The sequence below is a fragment of the Sideroxyarcus sp. TK5 genome, assembly GCF_054601595.1.
The window spans coordinates 1-23,635 of the sequence record NZ_BAAHSJ010000002.1 but is presented as its reverse complement, the minus strand read 5'-3'; the positions used below and the strand labels follow the sequence as shown (position 1 = coordinate 23,635).

The window sequence follows — 23,635 nt, the reverse complement described above, 5'->3', positions numbered from 1 at the left end:
GATGCGCGCCCTGTTCGCCCTGTTCCTCGCCAGCCTTGCCTTCAGCCTGTCGGCAGAACCTTTGCCGCTGCGCATCGAGGCGAGTTATGACATCCTCAAGCAGGACATCAAACTGGCCGAAGTCAGCGAACTGTTCGAACGCAATGAGGATCGTTACCGCATCGTCAGTGTCACCAAACCGGTCGGTCTGCTGGCGCTGTTCCAGCCCGAGACCATCGTGATCACCAGCGAGGGCGAGATCGGCGAGACGGGCCTGCTGCCGCAACATTTCACCCATCGGCGCACGCGGAACACAGAGAAGAACAGCAGCGCGGATTTCGACTGGAGTCGCAATGAGCTTGCCCTGGGCAGTCACGACGGCCTCAAGTTGCTCACGCTGCCGCCGCACACCCAGGACCGCTTAAGCATGATGTACCAGTTCGTCATGCAGCCGCCGCGCAGCCGTCTGGAAATCCAGTTCAGCATGACCAATGGCCACAAGCTGGAAGAATATCGCTATCAATTGAATCCGGCGCAGACGGCAAGCGTACCGTTCGGCAACCTGCGCAGCTACTACCTCTACACCCAGCCGCAAAAGACCAAGTGGAAATCGGAGATCTGGCTTGCCGTCGATCACGGTTTCATCCCCTGCAAAGTGGTGGTGACAGAGGACGATGGTGCCCAGCTGGTGCAAGTCCTGCGCACCCTGAACATGGTGCCGTGAGCTTCGCTGCCTTGTCGTCCGCCAGGCATCGACTCGCTATCGCACTGGCCATCTCCCTTGCGATCCATGCAATGTTGATGTGGTTGCCGCCCATCCAGCTGCCCGAGGCAGAACCCGACCTGCCGCCCCTGATCGCAAAACTGATCCCCCTGCCGCAGGTGCGCACCCCCACCGCGCGCGCCGCCACGTCCCGTCCTAAACCCGCAGCACCTCCGGTCGATGAACTAGCCGCTGCCGCCAGCGCCGCCGCCTTCAGTACCACTGCCTCGACCGAGCAGGCGTTGGCAGCCAGCCAGGTTGCAGTGACCGCCCCCGCTTCCGCCGTGGCGGCAAGCGATATGCCTGATCCAGCCAGTCAGGTCGCGGTGACCGCTCCCGAGATCGCCGTCTCCGCTGTGGTCGCCGCTTCCGCACCGACCGCTACAACGCCGGTCGCCGACGCCACTCCGCCCCCGCGCCCCGCTCTGCCCAAACATGCCTTCCTGAAATTCCAGGTGCGCATCGGCAAGAACGGTATGGCAATAGGTGAAGCACGGCATGAATTGCGCATCACGGACGGCCGTTACGAGCTCACCGCGACCACACGCACAGTCGGGCTGGCGCGACTGGTGAAATCCTACAAATTGGTGCAGACCAGTAGCGGAGAGACCGACGGCACCGTATTGCATCCGCGGCAGTACAGCGAAGACAAGGAGGACGGCGGCGAACAGCGCAGGGACAGCGCCGAACTCGACTACACGGCGCGGAAGATCTCTTTCTCCTCCGGCCACAAGATGCCGCTCGGCGAATCCACCCAGGACATCCTGAGCATCCTCTACCAGTTCCCGCCTCTGCCCGCACCGGGCGACGTGCTGCCCATCGCCATCACCAATGGACGCGACTGGGAACGATACCGGTTCGAGATAGCCACCAATGAAGAATTGGTCACGCCGCTGGGCAAGTTGCACACGGTACACTTCCGCAAACTGCATCCGCCCGGCAAGGAAGGACTGGAGATCTGGTTCGCGCAGGAATACCGCCTGTTGCCCGTTAAACTCCGCCACATAGATCGCGACGGCAGCATCTCCGGCGAAGCCATCATCACCGACATCCGCATCGCGGAGGAATAGGGAACACCATGCTACTCACAGAATACCGTCTCGACCTCACCATCCAGGCCGTGCGCGCCGCACTGAAAATGGAACATCCGGCGGACGCCGTGCTGCGCAACTTCTTCCAGACTGAGCGCATCGGCTCCAACGAACGCAAGTTGGTGGCGGAGACGCTGTTCGGCGTGTTGCGCCACCGCCTGCTGCTCGAATATGCCTGCACCATGGAAGAGAAAGGTATCGCTTCCGCGCGCCGCATGGCGCTGGCCTACTGGGTGCGCTTCGGCGGTTACAACCTGCGCGAGCTGAAACCCTTGCTCAAGGTGAAGGAAGAGGAATGGCTGATCAAGGTCAAAAGCATCGACGCTTCGACCTTGCCGCTCTCCATCCAGGCCGAACTGCCGGAATGGATCGTGGAGAAACTGCGCGCTTATCGCAGCGACGAAGATATCCTCGCGCTCGGCCTGTCCATGCAGCAGTCCGCCCCGCTCGACCTGCGCGTCAATTCGCTGTTATCCAACCGCAACGAAGTGCTGCAATCGCTGCAGGCGGAAGGCTATGAAGCCACGGCCACGCCGTTCTCGCCCTATGGCATCCGCCTCAGATACAAACCCGCGCTGAACAAACACGCGCTGTTCCTCAGCGGGAAGTTCGAAGTGCAGGACGAAGGCAGCCAGTTGCTCGGTCTGATGCTGGCGCCGAAGCGCAACGACATGGTGGTGGATTTCTGCGCCGGCGCGGGCGGCAAGACGCTGATGCTGGGTGCATTGATGAATTCGCAGGGCCGCTTGTACGCGTGGGACGTTTCGGAGAAACGCCTGACCAACCTCAAGCCGCGCTTGAAACGCTCTGGCCTTTCCAACGTGCAAGCGCAACTGATCGCTCACGAGAACGACCAGAAGATCAAACGCCTCGCAGGCAAGATAGACCGCGTACTGGTGGATGCACCCTGCAGCGGACTGGGTACTCTGCGCCGCAACCCGGACCTGAAGTTCCGCCAGTCAGCGCAGAGCGTGGAAGAACTGAAAGCGAAGCAGCGCGCCATCCTGGATTCGGCCGCGCGGCTGCTGAAAAAAGGGGGGCGACTGGTCTATGCGACCTGCAGCGTGTTGCAGGAAGAGAACCAGGATATCGTCCGCGCATTCCTTGCCGCGCACCCCGAGTTCGCATTGCTTCCCGCTGGTGCAGTGTTGACGCAACATCACATCGACCTGCCCATGGGCGACTATCTGCAACTCACCCCGCAGCAGCACGACACCGACGGCTTCTTCGCCGCCGTGCTGGAGCGCACCGGTCGGCCTGCAGGTATCGCCACCGAAGAAAAAGAAGAAGCGGTCTCGTAACGGCAAAAGGGGCCGCGACCGCCATCACGGCCCCTGGACATACTCTGCTTTACATCAATCCCATCGTCACCAGTGCGATGAATGCCGCGAACAGCGCAAAGTGACTGATTCCTTCGATGGCATTGGTCTCGCCGTCGTGCAGATTGTTCATCACCGTCAGGAAGGTCAGCAACAGCATGCCGCCCTGCACCGGCGTCAGCGCCATCACGATGCGCTCCCCCGTGAACAGGGCGATCGCCTCGATCACCGGCAGCGTCAGCAGCACGGTCGCAAGCGATGCGCCCAGCGCGATGTTGACTGTGGTCTGCATGCGGTTGTTCTGCGCCGCGCGCAGGGCGGTGAGGATCTCCGGACTGGCCGAGATCAGCGCCACCAGCACTGCCGGGATAGCCTTGGGCAGACTGCTGCCGGACAGACCCGCATCAAGCAACACCGACAACACTTCGGACAGCAGACCGACCAGCACGATGGCCCCCAGCATTATGCCCACATGCAGGGCATTCGGGCTGTGCACCGTGTCGTGCGCCTCTTCTTCGGTCACCGACGAGTATTCGAAGAAGGTGCGGTGCTCCACCGTCTGCAGGCGCAGGAAAGCCGCATACATCACCGACATGGTGAGCACCGAGAAGATGGAATAGACCTGCCATTGCGCATCCGGAACGAAATCCGGGATGAACATGCCGATGCCGATGGCGACCAGCAGCATGGCGACGAAGGAATTGGCCGAGGAGATGTTGTACTTGGTCTGCCCGTGCTTCAGACCGCCGACGATGGCGGCCAGACCGAGGATGCCGTTGATGTCGAACATCACCGCCGCGAACACCGTGTCGCGCGCCAGCGTGGGATTCGGCGCGCCCTGCAACAGCACGACCAATATCACCACTTCCACCGACACCGCCGCCAGCGTGAGGATGAGTGTGCCGTACGGCTCACCAAAGCGCACTGCCAACACCTCGGCATGGTGCGCGATGCGGAAGGCGACACCGATGATGGCTGCCAGTATCACCCCCAGCAGCCCCCACAGCATGATCCCACCATGTTCAACCGCGCCATGCTCCAGCGCAAAACCCAAACCCAGCACCAACAATGCGACGAAGACGGGAACTTCATTCATCAGATATTTCATGTTCTCACCTCACTCAAAATCAATCTCACGGTATTCCACTTTCACCACTACCAGCTCTTCCACACCGTCCGGCAAAGGCAGCATCAACACATCATCCTCGCGCGCCTTCAACAGCACGCGCGCCAGCGGCGAAACCCAGCTGATATGCCCCTTGCTCGCGTTCGCCTCGTCGATGCCGACGATGCTGTAGATGCGCTCGCTGCCATCTTCGTGGCAGACCGTCACGGAAGCACCGAAGAACACCTGCTCACAACCCTGTCGCTGTGCCGGATCGACGACCTCCGAGTTCTCCATGCGCTTGGCGAGGAAGCGCAGGCGGCGGTCGATCTCGCGCAAGCGCCGCTTGCCGTAGATGTAGTCGCCGTTCTCTGAGCGGTCGCCGTTGCCCGCCGCCCACGACACGGTCTGCACCACGGACGGGCGTTCCACGTCCAGCAGATGCATGTACTCATCCTTGAGGCGGCGGTAACCCGCCGGGGTCATATAGTTCTTGGTTCCTGCCGGGAGCGCGGGCAACGACACCGAGTCGTCGTCATCTTCGGTGTCGTTCTCGCGGGTGAAAGCTTTGCTCACGGGTACTGCTTGGAAAGGATCGGATACGAGTTAAAAGGGAATATCGTCGTCGAAGTTGTCGAAGTTGCCCTTCGACGCGGGGGCTGCGGCCGGACGTGCTGCCGGCGCACTGCGTGCCGGCGCGGAAGAACCGCCCTCGTCCATCACTTCGAAGCTGCCTCCGCCACCTGCCTTTCCGCCCAGCATCTTCATCTCGTTCACCACGATCTCGGTGGTGTAACGATCCTTGCCTTCCTTGTCCTGCCACTTGCGGGTCTGGATGCGGCCTTCGACATAGATCTGCGAACCCTTCTTCAGATATTCTCCGGCGATCTCGGCCAGACGGCGGTAGAACACCAGGTTGTGCCACTCGGTGCGTTCCTGCTTCTCGCCGCTCTTGTCCTTATAGTTCTCGGAAGTCGCCAGGGTGACGTTGGTCACCGCCTCGCCGCTGGTCATGTAACGGGTCTCCGGGTCTTTTCCCAGACGCCCCACCAGAATTGCCTTGTTCACTGACATCTCATACTCCCTTCACTAATTGTTCTACCGCGTCTTCGTCGAAGCCGCCCATCTCCACCTTGAGGCAAGCGATCTGCTCGTTACCGACCACCAGCACCTCGCGCACGCCGCGCAATTGTGCCAGAGACAGACGCAATGTGCTCGCCGCCGCATCATCCATCTCGGGCAGGTGATACATCCGGGTCATCAAGGGTTCGGGCGCTCGCATTCCGGATGCTACCGCCAGCCACACCAGCAACATCGCCACCGCGAACATCAGTACCGCATCGCCGCCATACAACTGCATCAGCAGACCGCCCATGGCCGAACCGAAGAACGCCCCCAGGAACTGCACGCTGCTGAACACGCCCATCGCCGTGCCCTTGGACGCAAGCGGCGCGATCTTGCTGACGATGGAAGGCTGTGTCGCCTCCAGCACGTTGAACGCAGTGAAGAACAACAACAGCGTGAGCGCCATGCCCCACAGACTATCCTGCAAAAACAGGATGCCCAGTTGTGCCAGTGCGGCCAGACCGATGGCCCACATGAACACCTGTTTCAGTTTGGCCTTCTTCTCCGCGATGATGATCGGCGGCACCATCAGCACGAAAGCGATCAGCATCACCGGCAAGTACACCTGCCACTGGTGCGCCGCATCCAGACCGTTGGCGCGCAGGATGAACGGCACCTGCATGAACACCGACATCAGGATCGCATGCAGCGTGAACACGCCGAAATCCATGCGCAGCAAGTCGGCATTGTGCAGCACCTCTTTCAGCTTGCCGGTGTTGGCTTCGGTATCCGAGTGGAAACGCGTGATGTGCGGCTGCGGGATGTACCACAGCACCATCGCGATGGACACGAAGGCCAGCACACCGGTCAGCTCGAACATACCCGACATGCCGATGGTCTTGTACAGCAACGGTGACAGCACCATGGACAGCGAGAACGTCACGCCTATGGTCATACCGATCATCGCCATCGCCTTGGTGCGGTGCTCCTCGCGCGTCAGGTCGGCGGTCAGTGCCATCACCGCCGCGTTGATCGCGCCCGCGCCCTGGATCACGCGCCCTGCGATGATCCAGTAGATATCGTCCGCCGCCGCCGCGATGAAACTCCCTGCCGCGAACAGCAACAGACCGGCGATGATGACCGGCTTGCGTCCGTAACGGTCGGATAACCAACCGGCCGGGATCTGCAAGATGGCTTGCGTCAGCCCGTAGGCACCCAACGCCACCCCGATCAGAAAATGGCTCTCGCCACCCGGCAGTTGCTCGGCATACAGGGCGAAGATGGGCAGGATGATGAACAGGCCCAGCATGCGCAGGCCATAGATGCTTGCGAGGCCAATGCTGGCGCGGCGCTCGAACGGGGTCATTGCGGGATCTGAAGCGGACATGACGCTGGGGGCGGGGTTTCGGAAGGCGCGTATCTTAACAGTTCTGGCTATCCGTCTGATAGCCACGCCCTTCTCCGCCATAGCGCACCCACAATTTTTCTTGCGGTCGGGGCTGTTGGGTAAGCATCCGTTTTCGCGTATATTGGCGGGTCGTTTTCAATGGCCCGTTCGCTTCACATGGAATACATCAAGATACGCGGTGCTCGCACCCATAATCTCAGGAACATCAGCCTCGACCTGCCGCGCAATCAGCTGGTGGTGATCACCGGCCTTTCCGGTTCGGGCAAGTCCTCACTTGCGTTCGATACGCTGTATGCCGAGGGGCAGCGGCGTTATGTGGAATCGCTTTCAGCGTATGCGCGCCAGTTCCTGCAGTTGATGGAGAAGCCGGATGTCGATCTGATCGAGGGGCTCTCACCCGCCATCGCCATCGAGCAGAAGGCGACCTCGCACAATCCGCGTTCAACGGTGGGCACGGTGACCGAGATCCACGATTACCTGCGCCTGCTGTTCGCACGCGCGGGCGATCCGCATTGCCCGGAACATGACATCGTGTTGCAGGCGCAGTCTGTGGGGCAGATGGTGGATGCTGTGCTGGCCTTGCCGGAAGGTACGAAGGTGATGGTCTTGTCGCCTGTGGTGGTGGAGCGCAAGGGTGAGCAGCAGGATCTGTTCGACGAGTTGCGCGCGCAGGGTTTCGTGCGCCTGCGTGTGAACGGCAAGGTGTGCGAGATGGACAACTTGCCAAAATTGGTGAAGAACTCCAAGCACACCATCGAGATCGTGGTGGACAGGCTGAAAGTGACCGCCGACATCAAGCAACGGCTGGCGGAGTCGTTCGAGACCGCACTGCGCCATGCCGATGGCCGTGCGCTGGCGGTAGAGATGGATTCCGGCAAGGAGCATCTGTTCTCGGCCAAGTTCGCCTGCCCGATCTGCAACTATTCTTTGCAGGAGCTGGAGCCGCGCCTGTTCTCGTTCAACAGCCCGATGGGCGCTTGCCCGAAGTGCGACGGCTTGGGCGTGATCTCATTCTTCGATCCGGCGCGCATCGTTGCCTTCCCCAACCTGTCCCTTTCGGGCGGCGCGATCAAGGGCTGGGACCGGCGCAATCAGTTCTATTTCCAGATGCTGGACAGCCTGGCCAGACATTACGACTTCGATCTGGAACAGTCTTTCGAGAGCCTGCCTGAAAAGATACAGACGGTGGTGTTGTACGGCAGCGGCAACGACGAAATCGCTTTCACCTACCTGAACGAGCGCGGCAAGAAGATGCTGCGCGAGCACCCCTTCGAGGGCATCGTCAACAATCTGGAGCGACGCTACAAGGAAACGGAATCGCCCACGGTACGCGAGGAGCTGTCGAAATACCTGAACAACTGTTCTTGCCCGGAATGCAAGGGCACGCGCCTGCGCGAAGAAGCGCGTCATGTGCGTGTCGCGGACAAGACCATCTATGAATTAAGTGCGCTACCGCTGAAGCAGGCACTGACTTTCTTCAGCAGCGTGAAGCTGCCGGGCAACAAACAGGCAATCGCTGAGAAGATCGTGCAGGAGATCGCCAGCCGGCTTACCTTCCTCAACAACGTGGGGCTGGAATATCTTTCCCTGGAGCGCTCTGCCGAAACGCTCTCCGGCGGCGAAGCGCAACGTATCCGCCTGGCCTCGCAGATCGGCTCCGGTCTGACCGGCGTGATGTATGTGCTGGACGAGCCTTCCATCGGCCTGCACCAGCGCGACAACGACCGCTTGCTGGCGACTCTCAAACGCTTACGTGACATGGGCAACAGCGTGATTGTGGTGGAGCATGACGAGGACGCGATCCGCACCGCTGACTATGTGGTGGATATGGGACCGGGTGCGGGCGAACACGGCGGGACGGTGGTGGCGCAGGGCACGGCAGCGGAAGTGATCGCAAACCTTGATTCGCTGACCGGAGATTATCTGGCTGGCCGCAAGACCATAAAGCCACCTAAGACCTATCGCAAGCCCGATCCGGAACGCCGGCTGAAGATCATCGGAGCCTGTGGCAACAACCTGAAGGATGTGACGCTTGATCTGCCAGTAGGATTGTTGACCTGCGTGGCCGGCGTGTCCGGCTCGGGCAAGTCCACACTCATCAACGACACCTTGTACAACGCGGTTGCGCAGCATCTGTATGGCAGCAATGCCGAGCCTGCGCCGCATCGCGAGATCGAAGGGTTGGAATTCTTCGACAAGGTGATCAGCGTAGACCAATCACCCATCGGGCGCACGCCGCGCTCCAACCCGGCGACTTACACCGGGCTATTCACACCGATACGCGACCTGTTCGCCAGCGTGCCGACCTCGCGCGAGCGCGGCTATGGACCGGGACGGTTCTCCTTCAACGTGAAGGGCGGACGCTGCGAGTCGTGCCAGGGCGATGGCGTGATCAAGGTGGAGATGCACTTCCTGCCGGACGTGTATGTACCGTGCGACGTTTGCCACGGCCAGCGCTACAACCGCGAGACGCTGGAAGTACTGTACAAGGGACAGAACATCCATCAGGTGTTGGAGATGACAGTGGAACACGCGCATGCGTTTTTCAACGCGGTGCCTGTCATCAAGCGCAAGCTGCAGACGCTGCTAGATGTGGGACTGGGTTACATCACGCTCGGCCAGAGCGCGACCACGCTCTCGGGCGGTGAAGCGCAGCGCGTGAAACTATCACTGGAACTCTCCAAACGCGACACTGGCCGCACGCTGTATATCCTCGACGAACCGACCACCGGCCTGCATTTCCACGACATCGACATGCTGCTCAAGGTGATCCACACCCTGCGCGACCAGGGCAACACACTGGTGGTCATCGAACACAATCTGGACGTGATCAAGACAGCGGACTGGGTGATAGACATGGGACCGGAAGGCGGCGAGGGCGGCGGACGCATCGTTGCGCAGGGGTCGCCCAAGGATATCGCCGCGAACAAGGGAAGTGTTACTGGCCCCTACTTGAAACAGCTGCTTGCGAAATAGCAGTGCCGCACCACGGCTCCCAAAGTCGCCAAAATGAAAAAGGCCGGGTGACCCGGCCTTTTCTTCATGCCCAGCGGCTGTCTTTATTCAGCCACTTCCACTGCTTCGGCGTCCATCGGACGATCGACCAGCTCGATCAGCGCCATCGGCGCGTTATCACCCTTACGGAATCCGAACTTCAGGATGCGGGAATAACCACCGTTGCGCGCCGCATAACGCGGGCCGAGTTCGTCGAACAGCTTGGTGACCATCTCGCGGTCACGCAGGCGGGCGAATGCCAGGCGCTTGTTGGCCAGGCTGGGATTCTTGCCCAGGGTCAGGATAGGTTCTGCCACACGGCGCAGTTCCTTTGCCTTGGGCAAGGTGGTCTTGATCGCTTCGTGGCGCAGCAGCGAAACGGTCATATTGCGCAACATCGCCAGACGGTGGCTGCTGGTGCGGTTGAGTTTTCTAAGTCCTAAACGGTGACGCATGATTTTCCTCTCTTGCTTTCTGACCCGGTGTCTACCGGGCGAGCTTTATTTCTCGGACACTGCCGTCCAGTTTTCCAGCTTGATACCCAGCGACAAGTCGTGCTCGGCCAGCACCTGCTTGATCTCGTTCAGAGATTTGCGGCCCAGATTCGGGGTGCGCAACAGGTCGGCTTCAGTGTACTGGATCAGGTCGCCGATGTAATGGATACTCTGGGCCTTCAAGCAGTTCGAAGAGCGCGGAGTCAGTTCCAGATCATCGACCGGGCGCAGCAGCATTGGATCGACCTTCGGCGCGGCGGGCTTCTCGACCGGTGCCGGCGTGCCTTCCAGTGCGGCGAACACGGAGAACTGTTCGACCAGGATGCGCGCTGCATAGCGGATGGCCTCTTCCGGATCGATTGCGCTGTTGGTCTCGATGTCGATGATCAGCTTGTCCAGATCGGTGCGCTGTTCTACACGCGCGCTCTCGACTGCATAGCTCACGCGGGAGATCGGGCTGAACGAAGCATCCAGCGCGATATGGCCAACAGCGCGGCTCGAGCCCGGTTGTTGACGCGAGATGGCGGAAACATAACCACATCCCTTCTCGACCTTGATCTCCATGTCCAGTTTGCCGCCTGCTGTCAGATGTGCGATGACATGGTTGGGATTGATCACTTCGGTATCGGCATCGACTTCGATGTCTGCGGCAGTGACCACGCCAGCGCCGGACTTCTTCAATTGCAGTGTAGCCTCAGGCGCGCCGTGCAGCTTCAGGACCAGCCCCTTCAGGTTCAAGAGGATCTCGACCACGTCTTCCTGCACGCCGTCGATCGGGGAGTATTCATGCAGCACCCCGGCGATCTTCACTTCAGTCACGGCATAGCCGGGCATGGAAGACAGCAGGATGCGACGCAGGGCATTGCCCAGCGTATGGCCGTAGCCGCGCTCGAACGGCTCCATCACAACGCGCGCCTGAGTGGCGGAGATGTTCTGGACGTCGATGATGCGTGGCTTCAACAGGTTATTTGTAGGCATATGCGACTCCGCGTTGATTACTTGGAATACAACTCGACAATGAGGTGCTCATTGATGGTTGCAGGCAGTTCGGTACGCTGAGGAACCGCCTTGAAGGTGCCTTTGAATGCCTTGGCATCCACATCCAGCCACTCCGGGAAACCGCGCTGCGCTGCGGCATCCAGAGATGCTTTGAGTCGCAGTTGCGCGCGAGCTTTCTCATTGACTTCGACCACATCACCGGGCTTGACGATGTAGGAAGGGATGTTCACACGTTTGCCGTTGACCAGGATGCTGTTGTGACGCACGGTCTGACGTGCTTCCGCACGCGAGCCGCCGAAGCCCATACGATAGGCGACGTTGTCCAGACGGGATTCCAGCAACTGCAGCAGGTTCTCACCGGTGATGCCCTTGGCAGTCGTTGCGCGCTTGTATGTCAGGCGGAACTGACCTTCCAGGATGCCATAGATACGACGGACCTTCTGCTTTTCACGCAGCTGGCCACCGTACTCGGACAAACGCTGGTTGCGGCGCTGACCGTGCTGTCCGGGAGGATATGCACGACGCTCTACCGCGCACTTGTCGGTAAAGCACTTCTCTGCCTTCAGGAACAGCTTCTCGCCTTCGCGGCGGCACTTACGGCATTTTGCATCAAGATTTCTAGCCAAGATCGATACTCCTTAAATACGACGCTTCTTCGGAGGACGGCAGCCGTTGTGCGGCACCGGCGTGATATCCGAAATGCTGGTGATTTTGAAACCGGCGGCGTTCAACGCGCGCACAGCGGATTCGCGACCCGGACCAGGCCCCTTGATGCGCACTTCCAGATTCTTCACACCGCACTCGGCAGCAGACTTGCCAACGACTTCGGCAGCGATCTGTGCAGCGAAAGGTGTACTCTTGCGAGAACCCTTGAAGCCTTGCGCGCCACTGGTAGACCAAGCCAGAGTGTTGCCCTGACGGTCTGTGATGGTCACGATGGTGTTGTTGAAGGAAGAGTGAACGTGCGCGATACCCTCGGCAACGTTCTTCTTTACTTTCTTACGCACTTTCGTGCTGGTCTTTGCCATGTCTGCAGTCCTCTACTTGATTACTTTTTCGCGCCGGCGATGGATTTACGCGGGCCTTTGCGGGTGCGCGCATTGGTGCGGGTACGCTGACCACGGCTCGGCAAGCCGCGACGATGACGCAAACCACGGTAGCAGCCCATATCCATCAGGCGCTTGATGTTCATCGTGACTTCACGGCGCAGGTCACCTTCAACGGTGAACTTTGCGACTTCGTCACGCAGCTTTTCCATTTCGGAATCGCTGATGTCCTTGATCTTGGAAGATGTCGACACGCCGGCTGCAGCACAGATCTGCTGCGCACGTGTGCGCCCGATGCCATAGATGGCGGTCAACGCAATCACAGCGTGTTGATGGTTTGGAATGTTTACACCGGCAATACGAGCCATGCAGCTACCCTATCGTTCAAAAGTTGCGAATTCTAACATCCAGCGGCGATTGTACTCAATCAACCCTGGCGCTGTTTGTGGCGAGGATCACTGCTGCAGATCACACGAACCACACGGTTGCGACGCACGATCTTGCAGTTGCGGCACATTTTCTTTACGGATGCTTGGACTTTCATTTGCTTCTCCTTGCTTCTTCAATTCTGGGCCGTGTACTCGGCAAAGTGCCAAAGTATTCGGCGACGCCTCTGCCGTTTAACCGGCTTTAAAATTAGCCTTCTTCAACAGGCTTTCATATTGGTGGGTCATCAAGTATGACTGCACTTGCGCCATGAAATCCATAGTCACCACAACCAGGATCAGGAGCGAGGTGCCGCCAAAATAGAACGGCACATTCCACTTGACCACCAAAAACTCGGGCAGCAGGCAGACCAGCGTGATGTACACGGCACCCACCATGGTCAGCCGCAGCATGATCTTTTCGATGTAGCGCGCAGTCTGGTCTCCAGGACGTATCCCCGGAAGGAATGCGCCGCTCTTCTTCAGATTGTCTGCGGTCTCCTTCGGACTGAACACCAGCGCGGTGTAAAAGAAGCAGAAGAAGATGATTGCAGCTGCATACAACATCACATAGATCGGCTGACCCGGTGCCAGCTTGTCGCTCACATCCTTCAGCCAGGTCATGCTGCTGCCACTACCGAACCAGCCCGCCAGCGTCGCAGGGAACAGGATGATGCTGGAGGCGAAGATCGGCGGAATCACGCCCGCCATGTTCAGCTTCAGCGGCAGATGCGAACTTTGCCCACCCATGATCTTGTTGCCCACTTGGCGCTTGGCGTAATTGACCAACACCTTGCGCTGACCGCGCTCAACGAAAACCACCAGTGCCGTGACGGCGATGGCACCGAAGAACAATGCCAGCACCAGCGGCACGGAGAATGCTCCGGTACGCGCCATTTCCAGTGTATTGCCGATCGCACTTGGCAGGCCCGCAGCGATACCGGCAAAAATGATCAGCGAGATACCGTTGCCCAATCCACGCTCCGTGATCTGCTCGCCCAGCCACATCAGGAACATGGTCCCTGTGACCAAGGTCACCACGGTCGTCATCTGGAACATCAGTCCCGGATTTAGAACCAGATCCTTCTGCGACTGCAGCATCACCGCGATACCGAAGGACTGGAACAAAGCCAGCACCAACGTACCGTAACGCGTGTACTGCGTGATCTTGCGACGGCCGGCCTCGCCTTCCTTCTTCAACTGCTCCAGATGTGGAACCGCGATCGCTGCCAACTGCATGATGATCGATGCAGAGATATACGGCATGATGCCCAGTGCCAGAATCGTGAAGCGTTCGAGCGCGCCACCCGAGAACATGTTGAACATGCCCAGGATGCCACCTTGCTGCTGCTTGAACAGGTCGGCCAGAACATTCGGGTCGATGCCCGGCACCGGGATGTGCGCACCGATGCGGTACACCACCAGCGCCCCGAGCAAGAACCAGAGGCGCTTGCTCAGATCACCGTATTTATTCTTGGCTACAGCACTCACAGACAGTCCTTATTCTGCGATGCTGCCACCGGCAGCCTCGACAGCGGCGCGCGCGCCCTTCGTCAACAGCAAGCCCTGCAACTTGACCGCACGTGTCAACTCGCCAGCCAGAATCACTTTTGCGCCCAGCGCCGTTGCAGCAACGACACCAGCTTGTTTCAGCGCCAGCAGATCGATGGTGTCGACCGGCAACTTTTCCAAATCCGACAAGCGAACCTGTGCAGTATCGTTACGCGTCAAGGAGACGAAACCGCGCTTCGGCAAGCGGCGCTGCAAAGGCATCTGACCGCCCTCAAACCCGACTTTATGAAAACCACCCGAGCGTGATTTCTGACCTTTGTGACCGCGACCGGCTGTTTTACCCAAGCCCGAGCCGATACCGCGACCTACACGACGCTTGTAGTGCTTTGCACCATCTGCCGGTTTAATTTGATTGAGTTCCATTTATGCCTCGCACTTGACCAGGTAGAACACCTTGTTAATCATGCCGCGTACTGCCGGAGTATCTTCCAGAACGACCGTATGGTTGATCCGGCGCAGACCTAGACCGCGAATGGTATCGCGATGCGACTGCTTGGTTCCGATCAGACCTTTGACCTGCGTAACCTTCAATGTTTTTTCTTTAGCCATGATTACCCCGCGATCTCTTCAACGCTCTTGCCGCGCTTTGCAGCAATCTCCGCAGGGGAGTTCAGTGCTTGCAGACCATTCAATGTTGCTCGAACGACGTTGTACGGATTATTGGATCCGAGACACTTGGCCAGTACATTACGGACACCGACAGCCTCGAACACCGCACGCATCGCGCCGCCGGCGATAATGCCAGTACCTTCGGAGGCAGGCAGCATAACGACTTTGGCGGCACCATGACGCCCGACAACCGCGTGATGCAGCGTGCCATCTTTCAGATTGACTTTGACCAGCTTGCGGCGACACTCTTCCATTGCCTTTTGCACGGCCACCGGCACTTCCTTGGATTTGCCCTTACCCATGCCGACGCGCCCATCGCCGTCACCCACCACGGTGAGTGCTGCGAAACCCATGATACGACCACCCTTCACCACCTTGGTGACGCGGTTCACATGGATCATCTTCTCGATGAGGCCGTCACCTTTGTCTTCGGGCTGCTGATTCTTACCTTGTGCTTTAGCCATGATTCACCTCGATCTTAGAACTGCAAGCCATTTTCGCGCGCAGCTTCTGCCAGCGCCTTGACGCGACCATGGTACTTGTGGCCGGAACGGTCGAACGCAACGGCTGTCACGCCCGCACTCTTGGCCTTCTCGGCGATACGTTTACCAACCACCGCTGCGGCGGCGGCATTGCCACCATTTGCAACACTCTTGCGCACTTCGGCTTCAAGTGTGGAAGCGCTCGCAAGAATCTTGCCGCCATCGGCGGAGATCACTTGCGCATATATGTGCAGGTTGGTGCGATGGATAGCCAAGCGCACTGCTTTTTGCTCAGCAATGCGGGCACGGGTTTTACGTGCTCTGCGCTGACGCGATTCGTTCTTATTAAACATATCAACCTCGATTATTTCTTCTTGGTTTCTTTCAGGATCACCACTTCATCCGCGTAACGAACGCCCTTGCCCTTGTAAGGCTCAGGAGCACGATAAGCGCGAATCTCGGCGGCAACTTGTCCAACCTGCTGCTTGTCTGCGCCAGTCAGCACGATTTCGGTCTGACTGGGCGTTGCAACCTTGACGCCTTGCGGCATCTTGTGTGCAACGGGGTGTGAGAAGCCGAGCGTCAAGTTCAGCGTGTCTCCGGCAGCTTGCGCGCGATAACCCACGCCAACCAGTGTCAGTTTGCGCTCGAAACCCTTGCTCACGCCGCTCACCATGTTCGCCAACAGTGCGCGCATGGTGCCGGACATGGCATTCGCCTGGGCGGACTCGCCGACAGCCTTACACAGCAACTTGTCGCCTTCGCGAACGACGGTGACATCGCCCTTGAGTGCCTGCGTCAGGGTCCCGAGTGGACCTTTGACGGAAATCTTCTCTGCCGCAAGCGTAACTTCCACACCCGCCGGCACTACAACTGGATTTTTACCAACTCTAGACATGTTCCCCCCTTATGCCACGATGCAGAGCACTTCGCCGCCGATACCGCTGGCGCGTGCCTTGTGATCTGTCATCAAGCCCTTGGATGTGGAGACGATGGCAATACCCAGACCGTTCATCACGCGAGGGATGTCTTCGCAGCACTTGTACACACGCAGACCGGGACGGCTCACGCGCTGGATCTTCTCGATCACAGGACGATCCGCATAATATTTGAGACCGATCTCAAGAGTCGGCTTGCCGTCGTTTTCGATGACTTTGAAGCCCTCGACATAACCCTCGTCCTGCAGGACCTTGGCGATTGCAGCTTTGATCTTGGAGGATGGCATTGCCACGATTGTTTTTTCCGACATTTGCGCATTACGAATACGCGTCAACATATCGGCGATAGGATCACTCATGCTCATAAATTCACCCTTACCAGCTTGCCTTGACTACACCAGGGATCTCGCCGCGCATCGCGTATTCACGCAACTTGATGCGACCCAGACCGAACTTGCTGAACGTGCCACGTGGACGACCCGTCAGCGCACAGCGATTACGCAGACGCACCGGGCTGGAGTCACGAGGCAGCGCCTGCAGTTTTTGACGCGCTGCAAAGCGCTCTTCTTCGCTCAGCGACATGTTTGACACGATTGCCAACAATTCCGCGCGTTTGGCAGTGAACTTCTTCACTGTGTCGCGGCGCTTCTGTTCGCGGTTAATCAAAGCTGTTTTAGCCATATCACCCTCAGTTCTTCAATGGGAATTTGAATGCCAGCAGAAGCGCACGCGCCTCTTCGTCGGTCTTCGCGGTCGTCGTGATCGTGATGTTCATGCCGCGCAAAGCATCGATCTTGTCGTATTCGATCTCCGGGAAGATGATCTGCTCTTTGACGCCCATGTTGTAGTTGCCACGACCATCGAAAGACTTGCCGGAGATACCACGGAAGTCGCGGATACGGGGAATGGCAACCGTCACCAGTCGATCCATGAATTCATACATGCGCTCACGGCGCAGCGTCACTTTGCAACCGACCGGATAGTTCTCGCGGATCTTGAAACCGGCGATGGACTTCTTCGACTTGGTAACGACAGGCTTCTGTCCGGCGATCTTGGTCATGTCGCTCACCGCATGATCCATCACCTTCTTGTCTGCAACCGCCTCGCCTACACCCATATTCAGTGTGATCTTCTCGATACGCGGCACTTCCATCACAGACTTGTAGCCGAACTGCTTCATCAGTTGCGGCGCTACGGTCTCTTTATAAAACTGATTCAAACGAGCCATGCTCATACCCCTTATGCAATCACTTCGCCGCTGGACTTGAAGATGCGCACTTTGCGACCATCTTCCAGCTGCTTGATGCCGACACGATCCGCCTTCTTGGTAGCCGCGTTGTAGATGGCCACATTGGAGATGTGCAACGGCTTCTCGATCTCGACGATACCGCCCGAAGTGCCCTTCATGGGATTCGGCTTCTGGTGTTTCTTGACCTTGTTGATGCCAGAGACCACCACATAATCATCAGACACCGTCATAACGCTGCCGCGATTGCCCTTATCCTTGCCGGCGATCACGATCACATCATCATCTTTTCTAATCTTGCGCATGATTTATCCTTATCCTTCCCTTACAGCACTTCAGGCGCCAGGGAAACGATCTTCATGAACTTCTCGTTACGCAGTTCACGCGTCACCGGCCCGAAGATACGGGTACCGATCGGCTCCAGCTTGTTGTTCAGCAGAACGGCTGCATTGCCGTCGAACTTGATCAAGGAACCGTCGGAGCGGCGCACACCCTTTGCCGTACGAACGACAACTGCGCTGTACACCTCGCCTTTTTTCACGCGAGAGCGCGGAGCAGCATCCTTGACGCTGACCTTGATCACATCACCCACGCTGGCATAGCGGCGCTTGGAACCACCCAGCACCTTGATGCACATAACAGAACGTGCGCCGGTGTTGTCAGCCACATTCAAAACAGACTGCATTTGTATCATTTTTTATCTCCAACTTTTTCCGCCTGCGGCGGCTAGTTTTGGAACCCGTTCGGGTTAGGCCGCCGCAAGCGGCGGTGAAACGAAGCCGCGCATTCTATTCAGACTCACACCTTAGTGCAAGCTTTTTTTCAAATACGCGGCCTCGAGCTATCAATCGGCCGTCGTTACACGCCAAGTCTTGGTCTTCGACAGAGGACGTGTCTCCTCGATCGTAACCACATCACCTTCGTTGCACGAGTTGTTCTCGTCGTGAGCGTGGTACTTCTTGGAGACGCGAACCACCTTGCCCAGCACTGGGTGCTTGACCTTGCGTTCGACCAGGACCGTAACGGTCTTGTCCATCTTGTTGCTGACAACAGTGCCAGTCAGCGCGCGTTTCAGATTAGCTGCACTCATTGCTGCACACCTTTCTCTGTCAATACTGTTTTTACACGCGCGATATCACGGCGCACCTTTTTCAGCTGGCTGTTGTTGTTCAGCTGCTGTGTCGCCAGCTGCATGCGCAGACCGAACTGCGCCTTGCTCAACGACAACAGCTCTTCATGCAACTCAGCCACGGATTTGCTCTTCAGCTCGTTCGCTTTCATGATCACGCTCCTACCTGTCTGACAACGAAGGTCGTCTCAAGCGGCAGCTTCGCAGATGCCAGTTTGAACGCCTCGCGCGCCAATGTTTCAGCCACGCCGTCCATCTCATACAGCATCTTGCCCGGCTGAATCTCGGCGACGTAGTACTCCGGATTACCCTTACCGTTACCCATACGCACTTCGGCGGGCTTCTTGGAGATCGGCTTGTCCGGGAACACGCGGATCCAGATACGACCACCGCGCTTGATGTGACGCGTCATCGCACGGCGTGCCGCTTCGATCTGACGCGCCGTCAGGCGGCCGCGACCAACGGCCTTCAGGCCGAACTCACCGAAACTGACCTTGTTGCCGCGTGTTGCAACGCCGGTGTTACGGCCCTTCTGCTCCTTGCGGTACTTTCTTCTAGCTGGCTGTAGCATGTTTCGCTCCCGACTTTCTTACTTTCTTTTCTGGCTCGGCAACAACGGGAGCAGCGACTTCCTGCTGACCAGTCTGGTCACCCTTGTAAACCCACACCTTCACACCGATGATGCCGTAGGTGGTCTTCGCTTCGGCAAAGCCGTAGTCAATGTCGGCACGCAGAGTGTGCAACGGCACGCGACCTTCGCGATACCATTCGGTACGCGCGATCTCAATGCCATTCAGGCGGCCGCCGCTCATGATCTTGATGCCCTGGGCACCGAGACGCATGGCGTTCTGCATCGCGCGTTTCATCGCCCGGCGGAACATAATGCGCTTTTCCAGCTGCTGCGTAATGGACTCGGCGATCAGCTGCGCATCGATTTCAGGCTTGCGCACTTCCTCGATGTTCAGACCGACATCCGGCAAGCCCATGCGCTCGCGCAATTCGGCGCGCAGCTTTTCGATGTCTTCGCCCTTCTTGCCGATCACCACTCCCGGACGCGCCGTGTAGATGGTGATCTTGGCATTCTTCGCGGGGCGCTCGATCACGATCTTGGAAACACCGGCGCCAGCCAGCTTGCTCTTCAGGTAATCGCGCACTTCGATGTCCTTGTGCAGCAGATCAGCGAAGTTCTTGCTGTTGGAATACCACTTGGACGACCAGTTCTTAGTGACGCTCAAACGGAAACCAATCGGATGAATTTTCTGACCCATGCTTAGCTCCCGACTGTGATCGTAATGTGGCAAGTCTGCTTCTCGATGCTGGTTCCACGGCCCTTGGCGCGGGGAATCATGCGCTTCAGGGAAGCACCCTTGTCCACGTAGATGGTAGAAACCTTCAGTTCGTCGATGTCAGCGCCGTCGTTATGCTCGGCATTGGCGATCGCAGAGTCCAGCGCCTTCTTGATGATGGCGCCGCCCTTCTTCGGGCTGAAAGTCAAAATGTTCAAGGCTTGCGCGACAGGCAGGCCGCGGATCTGGTCAGCGACCAGACGCGCTTTCTGCGCCGACAAACGTACACCCCGGATGACTGCTGTTGTACTCATCATCTCTCCTTATTTCTTCGCTTTTTTGTCAGCGACGTGGCCCTTGAAGGTACGCGTCAGCGAAAACTCGCCCAGTTTGTGACCCACCATGTTCTCCGAGATATAGACCGGAACATGCGCCTTGCCGTTGTGAACTGCGATCGTGAGACCGACGAACTCAGGCAGAACCGTAGAGCGACGCGACCAGGTTTTGACTGGACGCTTGTCGTTGGTTGCGCGGACCGCTTCGACCTTCTTGAGCAGATGCAGATCGACGAAAGGACCTTTTTTGATTGAACGTGCCATTCTGATTTACCCCTTAAGCCTTGAAGCGACGACGCACGATCATGTTCGAGGTGCGTTTGTTGCTGCGTGTACGGTAGCCCTTGGCCGGCGTACCCCATGGGCTGACCGGATGACGACCCGCAGCCGTCTTGCCTTCGCCACCACCGTGCGGGTGGTCGACCGGGTTCATCACCACGCCACGCACCGTCGGGCGGATGCCGCGCCAGCGGTTTGCACCAGCCTTGCCGATGGAACGCAGGCTGTGCTCGGAATTGCCGACTTCGCCAAGCGTCGCCTTGCAGTCGATGTGGACCTTGCGGATCTCACCCGAGCGCAGGCGCAACTGCGCGTAGCTGCCTTCGCGAGCCAGCAACTGGACCGCCGCGCCAGCGGAGCGCGCCAATTGGGCACCCTTGCCTGGCAGCATCTCGATCGCATGGATCGTGGAACCCACCGGAATGTTGCGCAACGGCAATGCATTGCCCGGCTTGATTGGGGCTTCGGATCCGCTGATAAGCTCGGCACCTGCAGCGATGCCCTTGGGGGCGATGATGTAACGACGCTCACCGTCCGCATACAACAACAGCGCAAGGTGCGCAGTACGGTTCGGATCATATTCCAGGCGCTCGACCTTGGCCGGGATCCCGTCCTTGTTGCGCTTGAAGTCGACCAGACGATAGTGCTTCTTGTGCCCGCCACCCATATGCCGGGTTGTGATATGGCCATTGTTGTTGCGGCCGGCAGTACGGGTCTTCTTTTCCAGCAAGGATGCTACGGGTTTACCCTTGTGCAATTCCTTGTTGACTACACGCACAACCGTACGTGTACCTGGCGATGTTGGTTTGAGTTTAATCAGTGCCATGTTTTACCCCTGCTCACTAGCGGCAAAGTTGATCTCTTGACCGGCAGCCAGACAGACATAGGCTTTCTTCCAGTCCTTGCGGCTGCCCATGTAACGGCCAAAGCGCTTCTGCTTGCCCTTCACATTGCTGATCTGCACGCTATCAACGATCACATTGAACAGCTTCTCGACCGCCGCTTTGACTTCAGGCTTGGTAGCATCCGAAGCAACGTGGAAGATGACCTGTTCGTTCTTCTCAGCAACGAAGGTGGCTTTCTCAGAGATCTGCGGCGCCAGCAGAATGTGCATCAGGCGCGCTTCGATGTTCTTGGTCGTCATGCCAGCATCTCCTCAATTTTGGCGATCGCACCCTTGGTCATCAGCACGTTCGGGAAGCGAACCAGACTGACAGGATCAGCCTGATGCGCTTCAACCACCAGCACGTTAGGCAGGTTGCGGGAAGCCAGATACATGTTCTCATCGATGCTGTCAGTGACGATCATGACGCGGGCATCTTTCAAACCCATGTCGTTGATCTTGGCTGCCAGCAACTTGGTCTTGGGCGCATCGATAGACAACGCTTCCAACACGCTCAGGCGACCATCGCTGACCAGCTTCGACAAGATCGAAGCCAGACCGGCGCGATACATCTTGCGGTTGATCTTGTGCGAGTAGTTCTGATCCGGCTGGTTCGGGAATATCTTGCCGCCCCCGCGCCACAACGGGCTGGATGCACGACCGGCACGCGCACGGCCGGTACCTTTTTGTGCAAACGGTTTGTGCGTGGTCTTGTTGATCTCACTGCGGCCCTTTTGCTTGCTGTTGGCAGAGCGGGCATTCGCCTGATATGCAACCACCAGCTGGTGAACCAGCGCCTCGTTATATTCACGACCAAACAGATCGTCGGAAGCGACCATGCTCTTGCCGGCCTTGCCGTTCTCGTTGATAACTTTGAGTTCCATTATGCCCCCGCCTTCACTGCCGGACGGACGATCACATCGCCGCCTGGCGCGCCCGGAACCGCACCGCGCACCAGCAACAGCTGACGCTCAGCATCGATACGAACGATCTGGAGATTTTGAACAGTGCGCTGAACGTCACCGAGATGACCAGTCATGCGCTTACCCGGGAACACTCGACCGGGATCCTGCGCCATGCCGATGGAGCCGGGCACATTGTGCGACTTGGAGTTGCCGTGTGTCGCACGACCCGATTTGAAGTGGTAGCGCTTGATGGTACCGGCATAGCCCTTACCAATCGTCACACCTGTCACGTCAACTTTCTGGCCGACCTGGAACAGGTCCACACCCACGTTTGCGCCGACCGTAAGATTGGCCAACTGCTCGGGGGTGGCTGTGAATTCTTTGAGTACGCTACCCGCCTCGACCCCCGCCTTGGCAAAGTGCCCGGCAGCAGCCTTGGTCACGCGACTGGCGCGGCGCGTACCGAACGCGACTTGCACAGCACTGTAACCATCAGTGGGAGCGGTTTTGATCTGGGTGACACGATTGTTGGACACGTCCAGCACAGTCACCGGCAACGATGCACCATCGTCGGTGAAAATGCGGGTCATGCCAATCTTGCGACCGACAAGTCCTAAGCTCATTTCTTTTCCTTTTATTAAGGGGCTGACTTCAATTGGTCAGCCGATTCAACTACCAATACTTCTACTGCAAAACTTCAAATTACTGCAACTTGATCTCGACATCGACACCAGCGGGCAGATCCAGCTTCATCAACGCATCCACAGTCTTGTCCGTTGGATCGATGATGTCCATCAGGCGCAGATGAGTGCGAATCTCGAATTGATCGCGAGAAGTCTTGTTCACATGCGGCGAACGCAATACATCGAAGCGCTCGATCTTGGTCGGCAGCGGGACCGGGCCTTTAACAACAGCGCCCGTGCGCTTGGCTGTATCCACGATCTGCAGGGCCGACTGGTCGATCAGTCGATAGTCGAATGCCTTCAGGCGAATGCGGATTTTTTGACTTTGCATAATCTTCTCTTGCATCTATGCGGCAGAGCCGCTGGTTTAAAGAACGAAAAACGCGTGGGCGTACCACGCGAGGGCGCGCATTGTATGCTTACTCGCCAACCTTTGCAACAGGGTAATGAGCGCGAGTCGCCGCGCACTACATCACCCCGCTTCCCGAGTATTACTCGATGATCTTCGCGACCACGCCGGCGCCGACGGTACGGCCACCTTCGCGGATCGCAAAACGCAGACCTTCTTCCATCGCGATCGGGTTGATCAGGTTGACCGTG

General features: G+C 58.2%; 37 protein-coding genes. 4 read left to right on the top strand and 33 right to left on the bottom strand.

From position 1 onward, the window contains the following. Position 1 precedes the first annotated feature (1 nt). The 3 genes from ACYPYQ_RS03095 to ACYPYQ_RS03085 are packed head-to-tail and all read left to right on the top strand — an operon-like array spanning position 2 to position 3,134. A complete protein-coding gene (locus ACYPYQ_RS03095) occupies positions 2-703 on the top strand; it encodes a DUF3108 domain-containing protein (RefSeq protein WP_459719505.1) in 702 nt (233 codons plus the stop codon). Further along, positions 700-1,812 (top strand): DUF3108 domain-containing protein, encoded by a 1,113-nt coding sequence (locus ACYPYQ_RS03090; protein WP_459719501.1) that lies wholly within the window; start codon positions 700-702, stop codon positions 1,810-1,812. The genes ACYPYQ_RS03095 and ACYPYQ_RS03090 overlap by 4 nt, the downstream gene beginning before the upstream one ends. Positions 1,813-1,820: 8 nt before the next feature. Then, positions 1,821-3,134, top strand: coding sequence for an RsmB/NOP family class I SAM-dependent RNA methyltransferase (locus ACYPYQ_RS03085; protein WP_459719498.1), 1,314 nt, complete (start codon positions 1,821-1,823; stop codon positions 3,132-3,134). Positions 3,135-3,183: 49 nt separating this feature from the next. On the opposite strand, the gene ACYPYQ_RS03080 is transcribed toward ACYPYQ_RS03085, so the two are convergent. From ACYPYQ_RS03080 to ACYPYQ_RS03065, 4 genes are read right to left on the bottom strand one after another with little or no spacing between them, the layout of a single operon-like run. Next, complete coding sequence (locus ACYPYQ_RS03080; RefSeq protein WP_459719495.1) at positions 3,184-4,260, bottom strand: calcium:cation antiporter; 1,077 nt, start codon at positions 4,258-4,260, stop codon at positions 3,184-3,186. A 9-nt stretch (positions 4,261-4,269) separates the two neighbouring features. Then, positions 4,270-4,833 carry a transcription elongation factor GreB gene (gene greB, locus ACYPYQ_RS03075; protein ID WP_459719492.1) on the bottom strand — a complete coding sequence of 188 codons (564 nt, stop codon included), beginning with the start codon at positions 4,831-4,833 and terminating at the stop codon, positions 4,270-4,272. A 30-nt stretch (positions 4,834-4,863) separates the two neighbouring features. Further along, positions 4,864-5,331, bottom strand: a complete 468-nt coding sequence (locus tag ACYPYQ_RS03070; protein WP_459719489.1) for a single-stranded DNA-binding protein — start codon at positions 5,329-5,331, stop codon at positions 4,864-4,866. 1 nt (position 5,332) lies between these two features. Continuing rightward, positions 5,333-6,688, bottom strand: coding sequence for an MFS transporter (locus tag ACYPYQ_RS03065; RefSeq protein ID WP_459719485.1), 1,356 nt, complete (start codon positions 6,686-6,688; stop codon positions 5,333-5,335). 198 nt (positions 6,689-6,886) lie between these two features. Here ACYPYQ_RS03065 and uvrA point away from each other — a divergent pair, with 198 nt between their 5' ends. Further along, the gene (uvrA, locus tag ACYPYQ_RS03060) at positions 6,887-9,706 is read left to right on the top strand and encodes an excinuclease ABC subunit UvrA (RefSeq protein ID WP_459721190.1); all 2,820 of its coding nucleotides are present in this window, start codon (positions 6,887-6,889) and stop codon (positions 9,704-9,706) included. Positions 9,707-9,789: 83 nt separating this feature from the next. On the opposite strand, the gene rplQ is transcribed toward uvrA, so the two are convergent. The 29 genes from rplQ to ACYPYQ_RS02915 all read right to left on the bottom strand — a co-directional run. Further along, positions 9,790-10,179: a 50S ribosomal protein L17 gene (gene rplQ, locus ACYPYQ_RS03055; protein ID WP_459719482.1), complete on the bottom strand. Its 390-nt coding sequence runs from the start codon at positions 10,177-10,179 to the stop codon at positions 9,790-9,792. A 45-nt stretch (positions 10,180-10,224) separates the two neighbouring features. After that, positions 10,225-11,196, bottom strand: coding sequence for a DNA-directed RNA polymerase subunit alpha (locus tag ACYPYQ_RS03050; protein WP_459719479.1), 972 nt, complete (start codon positions 11,194-11,196; stop codon positions 10,225-10,227). 17 nt (positions 11,197-11,213) lie between these two features. Further along, positions 11,214-11,843, bottom strand: coding sequence for a 30S ribosomal protein S4 (gene rpsD / locus ACYPYQ_RS03045; RefSeq protein WP_459719476.1), 630 nt, complete (start codon positions 11,841-11,843; stop codon positions 11,214-11,216). Between the two features lie 12 nt (positions 11,844-11,855). Continuing rightward, positions 11,856-12,245, bottom strand: coding sequence for a 30S ribosomal protein S11 (gene rpsK / locus ACYPYQ_RS03040; RefSeq protein ID WP_459719471.1), 390 nt, complete (start codon positions 12,243-12,245; stop codon positions 11,856-11,858). Positions 12,246-12,265: 20 nt separating this feature from the next. Then, positions 12,266-12,631 (bottom strand): 30S ribosomal protein S13, encoded by a 366-nt coding sequence (gene rpsM / locus ACYPYQ_RS03035; RefSeq protein ID WP_459719467.1) that lies wholly within the window; start codon positions 12,629-12,631, stop codon positions 12,266-12,268. Positions 12,632-12,690: 59 nt separating this feature from the next. Continuing rightward, positions 12,691-12,807, bottom strand: a complete 117-nt coding sequence (gene rpmJ, locus ACYPYQ_RS03030; RefSeq protein ID WP_459719462.1) for a 50S ribosomal protein L36 — start codon at positions 12,805-12,807, stop codon at positions 12,691-12,693. A 76-nt stretch (positions 12,808-12,883) separates the two neighbouring features. Continuing rightward, on the bottom strand, positions 12,884-14,179 hold the full coding sequence (gene secY / locus ACYPYQ_RS03025) for a preprotein translocase subunit SecY (RefSeq protein WP_459719459.1): 1,296 nt from the start codon (positions 14,177-14,179) through the stop codon (positions 12,884-12,886). 9 nt (positions 14,180-14,188) lie between these two features. Further along, positions 14,189-14,623, bottom strand: coding sequence for a 50S ribosomal protein L15 (gene rplO / locus ACYPYQ_RS03020; RefSeq protein WP_459719457.1), 435 nt, complete (start codon positions 14,621-14,623; stop codon positions 14,189-14,191). Next, a complete protein-coding gene (gene rpmD, locus ACYPYQ_RS03015) occupies positions 14,624-14,809 on the bottom strand; it encodes a 50S ribosomal protein L30 (RefSeq protein ID WP_459719454.1) in 186 nt (61 codons plus the stop codon). Between the two features lie 2 nt (positions 14,810-14,811). Continuing rightward, entirely contained in the window at positions 14,812-15,333 is a 522-nt protein-coding gene (rpsE, locus tag ACYPYQ_RS03010; protein ID WP_459719451.1) for a 30S ribosomal protein S5, read from the bottom strand. Between the two features lie 14 nt (positions 15,334-15,347). Continuing rightward, a complete protein-coding gene (gene rplR / locus ACYPYQ_RS03005; RefSeq protein ID WP_459719448.1) occupies positions 15,348-15,704 on the bottom strand; it encodes a 50S ribosomal protein L18 in 357 nt (118 codons plus the stop codon). A gap of 11 nt (positions 15,705-15,715) precedes the next feature. Beyond that, entirely contained in the window at positions 15,716-16,249 is a 534-nt protein-coding gene (gene rplF / locus ACYPYQ_RS03000) for a 50S ribosomal protein L6 (RefSeq protein ID WP_459719445.1), read from the bottom strand. A gap of 9 nt (positions 16,250-16,258) precedes the next feature. After that, on the bottom strand, positions 16,259-16,654 hold the full coding sequence (rpsH, locus tag ACYPYQ_RS02995; protein WP_459719441.1) for a 30S ribosomal protein S8: 396 nt from the start codon (positions 16,652-16,654) through the stop codon (positions 16,259-16,261). Between the two features lie 10 nt (positions 16,655-16,664). Further along, entirely contained in the window at positions 16,665-16,970 is a 306-nt protein-coding gene (rpsN, locus tag ACYPYQ_RS02990; RefSeq protein WP_459719438.1) for a 30S ribosomal protein S14, read from the bottom strand. Between the two features lie 7 nt (positions 16,971-16,977). Further along, positions 16,978-17,517 carry a 50S ribosomal protein L5 gene (gene rplE, locus ACYPYQ_RS02985; RefSeq protein WP_459719434.1) on the bottom strand — a complete coding sequence of 180 codons (540 nt, stop codon included), beginning with the start codon at positions 17,515-17,517 and terminating at the stop codon, positions 16,978-16,980. 11 nt (positions 17,518-17,528) lie between these two features. Continuing rightward, positions 17,529-17,840, bottom strand: coding sequence for a 50S ribosomal protein L24 (gene rplX / locus ACYPYQ_RS02980; RefSeq protein ID WP_459719431.1), 312 nt, complete (start codon positions 17,838-17,840; stop codon positions 17,529-17,531). Between the two features lie 20 nt (positions 17,841-17,860). Further along, positions 17,861-18,229, bottom strand: a complete 369-nt coding sequence (rplN, locus tag ACYPYQ_RS02975; protein WP_459719427.1) for a 50S ribosomal protein L14 — start codon at positions 18,227-18,229, stop codon at positions 17,861-17,863. 150 nt (positions 18,230-18,379) lie between these two features. Continuing rightward, complete coding sequence (rpsQ, locus tag ACYPYQ_RS02970; protein ID WP_459719424.1) at positions 18,380-18,625, bottom strand: 30S ribosomal protein S17; 246 nt, start codon at positions 18,623-18,625, stop codon at positions 18,380-18,382. Next, a complete protein-coding gene (gene rpmC / locus ACYPYQ_RS02965; protein ID WP_459719420.1) occupies positions 18,622-18,816 on the bottom strand; it encodes a 50S ribosomal protein L29 in 195 nt (64 codons plus the stop codon). The genes rpsQ and rpmC overlap by 4 nt, the downstream gene beginning before the upstream one ends. 2 nt (positions 18,817-18,818) lie before the next feature. Next, positions 18,819-19,235, bottom strand: a complete 417-nt coding sequence (rplP, locus tag ACYPYQ_RS02960) for a 50S ribosomal protein L16 (protein ID WP_459719417.1) — start codon at positions 19,233-19,235, stop codon at positions 18,819-18,821. Beyond that, positions 19,219-19,932, bottom strand: coding sequence for a 30S ribosomal protein S3 (gene rpsC, locus ACYPYQ_RS02955; RefSeq protein WP_459719414.1), 714 nt, complete (start codon positions 19,930-19,932; stop codon positions 19,219-19,221). Before rpsC ends, rplP begins: the two co-directional genes overlap by 17 nt. 2 nt (positions 19,933-19,934) lie before the next feature. Beyond that, the gene (gene rplV, locus ACYPYQ_RS02950) at positions 19,935-20,264 is read right to left on the bottom strand and encodes a 50S ribosomal protein L22 (RefSeq protein ID WP_459719411.1); all 330 of its coding nucleotides are present in this window, start codon (positions 20,262-20,264) and stop codon (positions 19,935-19,937) included. Positions 20,265-20,273: 9 nt separating this feature from the next. Beyond that, positions 20,274-20,549: a 30S ribosomal protein S19 gene (rpsS, locus tag ACYPYQ_RS02945; protein ID WP_459719408.1), complete on the bottom strand. Its 276-nt coding sequence runs from the start codon at positions 20,547-20,549 to the stop codon at positions 20,274-20,276. A 13-nt stretch (positions 20,550-20,562) separates the two neighbouring features. Beyond that, on the bottom strand, positions 20,563-21,390 hold the full coding sequence (gene rplB, locus ACYPYQ_RS02940) for a 50S ribosomal protein L2 (protein ID WP_459719404.1): 828 nt from the start codon (positions 21,388-21,390) through the stop codon (positions 20,563-20,565). A 3-nt stretch (positions 21,391-21,393) separates the two neighbouring features. Next, positions 21,394-21,708, bottom strand: a complete 315-nt coding sequence (gene rplW / locus ACYPYQ_RS02935) for a 50S ribosomal protein L23 (protein WP_459719400.1) — start codon at positions 21,706-21,708, stop codon at positions 21,394-21,396. After that, positions 21,705-22,331 carry a 50S ribosomal protein L4 gene (rplD, locus tag ACYPYQ_RS02930; RefSeq protein WP_459719397.1) on the bottom strand — a complete coding sequence of 209 codons (627 nt, stop codon included), beginning with the start codon at positions 22,329-22,331 and terminating at the stop codon, positions 21,705-21,707. Before rplD ends, rplW begins: the two co-directional genes overlap by 4 nt. Next, on the bottom strand, positions 22,331-22,975 hold the full coding sequence (gene rplC, locus ACYPYQ_RS02925) for a 50S ribosomal protein L3 (RefSeq protein WP_459719394.1): 645 nt from the start codon (positions 22,973-22,975) through the stop codon (positions 22,331-22,333). Before rplC ends, rplD begins: the two co-directional genes overlap by 1 nt. 79 nt (positions 22,976-23,054) lie before the next feature. Then, on the bottom strand, positions 23,055-23,366 hold the full coding sequence (rpsJ, locus tag ACYPYQ_RS02920; RefSeq protein ID WP_407899302.1) for a 30S ribosomal protein S10: 312 nt from the start codon (positions 23,364-23,366) through the stop codon (positions 23,055-23,057). Positions 23,367-23,526: 160 nt separating this feature from the next. Continuing rightward, a partial coding sequence (locus ACYPYQ_RS02915; RefSeq protein ID WP_459721186.1) for an EF-Tu C-terminal domain-related protein occupies positions 23,527-23,635 on the bottom strand: 109 nt, incomplete at its 5' end.

Coding starts and splice junctions, on each gene's coding strand:
- ACYPYQ_RS03095 (WP_459719505.1), top strand. CDS start 2: ATGCGCGCCCTGTTCGCCCTGTTCCTCGCCAGCCTTGCCTTCAGCCTG.
- ACYPYQ_RS03085 (WP_459719498.1), top strand. CDS start 1,821: ATGCTACTCACAGAATACCGTCTCGACCTCACCATCCAGGCCGTGCGC.
- ACYPYQ_RS03080 (WP_459719495.1), bottom strand. CDS start 4,260: ATGAAATATCTGATGAATGAAGTTCCCGTCTTCGTCGCATTGTTGGTG.
- ACYPYQ_RS03070 (WP_459719489.1), bottom strand. CDS start 5,331: ATGTCAGTGAACAAGGCAATTCTGGTGGGGCGTCTGGGAAAAGACCCG.
- ACYPYQ_RS03065 (WP_459719485.1), bottom strand. CDS start 6,688: ATGACCCCGTTCGAGCGCCGCGCCAGCATTGGCCTCGCAAGCATCTAT.
- uvrA (WP_459721190.1), top strand. CDS start 6,887: ATGGAATACATCAAGATACGCGGTGCTCGCACCCATAATCTCAGGAAC.
- rplQ (WP_459719482.1), bottom strand. CDS start 10,179: ATGCGTCACCGTTTAGGACTTAGAAAACTCAACCGCACCAGCAGCCAC.
- ACYPYQ_RS03050 (WP_459719479.1), bottom strand. CDS start 11,196: ATGCCTACAAATAACCTGTTGAAGCCACGCATCATCGACGTCCAGAAC.
- rpsK (WP_459719471.1), bottom strand. CDS start 12,245: ATGGCAAAGACCAGCACGAAAGTGCGTAAGAAAGTAAAGAAGAACGTT.
- rpsM (WP_459719467.1), bottom strand. CDS start 12,631: ATGGCTCGTATTGCCGGTGTAAACATTCCAAACCATCAACACGCTGTG.
- rpmJ (WP_459719462.1), bottom strand. CDS start 12,807: ATGAAAGTCCAAGCATCCGTAAAGAAAATGTGCCGCAACTGCAAGATC.
- rplO (WP_459719457.1), bottom strand. CDS start 14,623: ATGGAACTCAATCAAATTAAACCGGCAGATGGTGCAAAGCACTACAAG.
- rpmD (WP_459719454.1), bottom strand. CDS start 14,809: ATGGCTAAAGAAAAAACATTGAAGGTTACGCAGGTCAAAGGTCTGATC.
- rpsE (WP_459719451.1), bottom strand. CDS start 15,333: ATGGCTAAAGCACAAGGTAAGAATCAGCAGCCCGAAGACAAAGGTGAC.
- rplR (WP_459719448.1), bottom strand. CDS start 15,704: ATGTTTAATAAGAACGAATCGCGTCAGCGCAGAGCACGTAAAACCCGT.
- rplF (WP_459719445.1), bottom strand. CDS start 16,249: ATGTCTAGAGTTGGTAAAAATCCAGTTGTAGTGCCGGCGGGTGTGGAA.
- rpsH (WP_459719441.1), bottom strand. CDS start 16,654: ATGAGCATGAGTGATCCTATCGCCGATATGTTGACGCGTATTCGTAAT.
- rpsN (WP_459719438.1), bottom strand. CDS start 16,970: ATGGCTAAAACAGCTTTGATTAACCGCGAACAGAAGCGCCGCGACACA.
- rplE (WP_459719434.1), bottom strand. CDS start 17,517: ATGGCTCGTTTGAATCAGTTTTATAAAGAGACCGTAGCGCCGCAACTG.
- rplX (WP_459719431.1), bottom strand. CDS start 17,840: ATGCGCAAGATTAGAAAAGATGATGATGTGATCGTGATCGCCGGCAAG.
- rplN (WP_459719427.1), bottom strand. CDS start 18,229: ATGATACAAATGCAGTCTGTTTTGAATGTGGCTGACAACACCGGCGCA.
- rpsQ (WP_459719424.1), bottom strand. CDS start 18,625: ATGAGTGCAGCTAATCTGAAACGCGCGCTGACTGGCACTGTTGTCAGC.
- rpmC (WP_459719420.1), bottom strand. CDS start 18,816: ATGAAAGCGAACGAGCTGAAGAGCAAATCCGTGGCTGAGTTGCATGAA.
- rplP (WP_459719417.1), bottom strand. CDS start 19,235: ATGCTACAGCCAGCTAGAAGAAAGTACCGCAAGGAGCAGAAGGGCCGT.
- rpsC (WP_459719414.1), bottom strand. CDS start 19,932: ATGGGTCAGAAAATTCATCCGATTGGTTTCCGTTTGAGCGTCACTAAG.
- rplV (WP_459719411.1), bottom strand. CDS start 20,264: ATGAGTACAACAGCAGTCATCCGGGGTGTACGTTTGTCGGCGCAGAAA.
- rpsS (WP_459719408.1), bottom strand. CDS start 20,549: ATGGCACGTTCAATCAAAAAAGGTCCTTTCGTCGATCTGCATCTGCTC.
- rplB (WP_459719404.1), bottom strand. CDS start 21,390: ATGGCACTGATTAAACTCAAACCAACATCGCCAGGTACACGTACGGTT.
- rplW (WP_459719400.1), bottom strand. CDS start 21,708: ATGACGACCAAGAACATCGAAGCGCGCCTGATGCACATTCTGCTGGCG.
- rplD (WP_459719397.1), bottom strand. CDS start 22,331: ATGGAACTCAAAGTTATCAACGAGAACGGCAAGGCCGGCAAGAGCATG.
- rplC (WP_459719394.1), bottom strand. CDS start 22,975: ATGAGCTTAGGACTTGTCGGTCGCAAGATTGGCATGACCCGCATTTTC.
- rpsJ (WP_407899302.1), bottom strand. CDS start 23,366: ATGCAAAGTCAAAAAATCCGCATTCGCCTGAAGGCATTCGACTATCGA.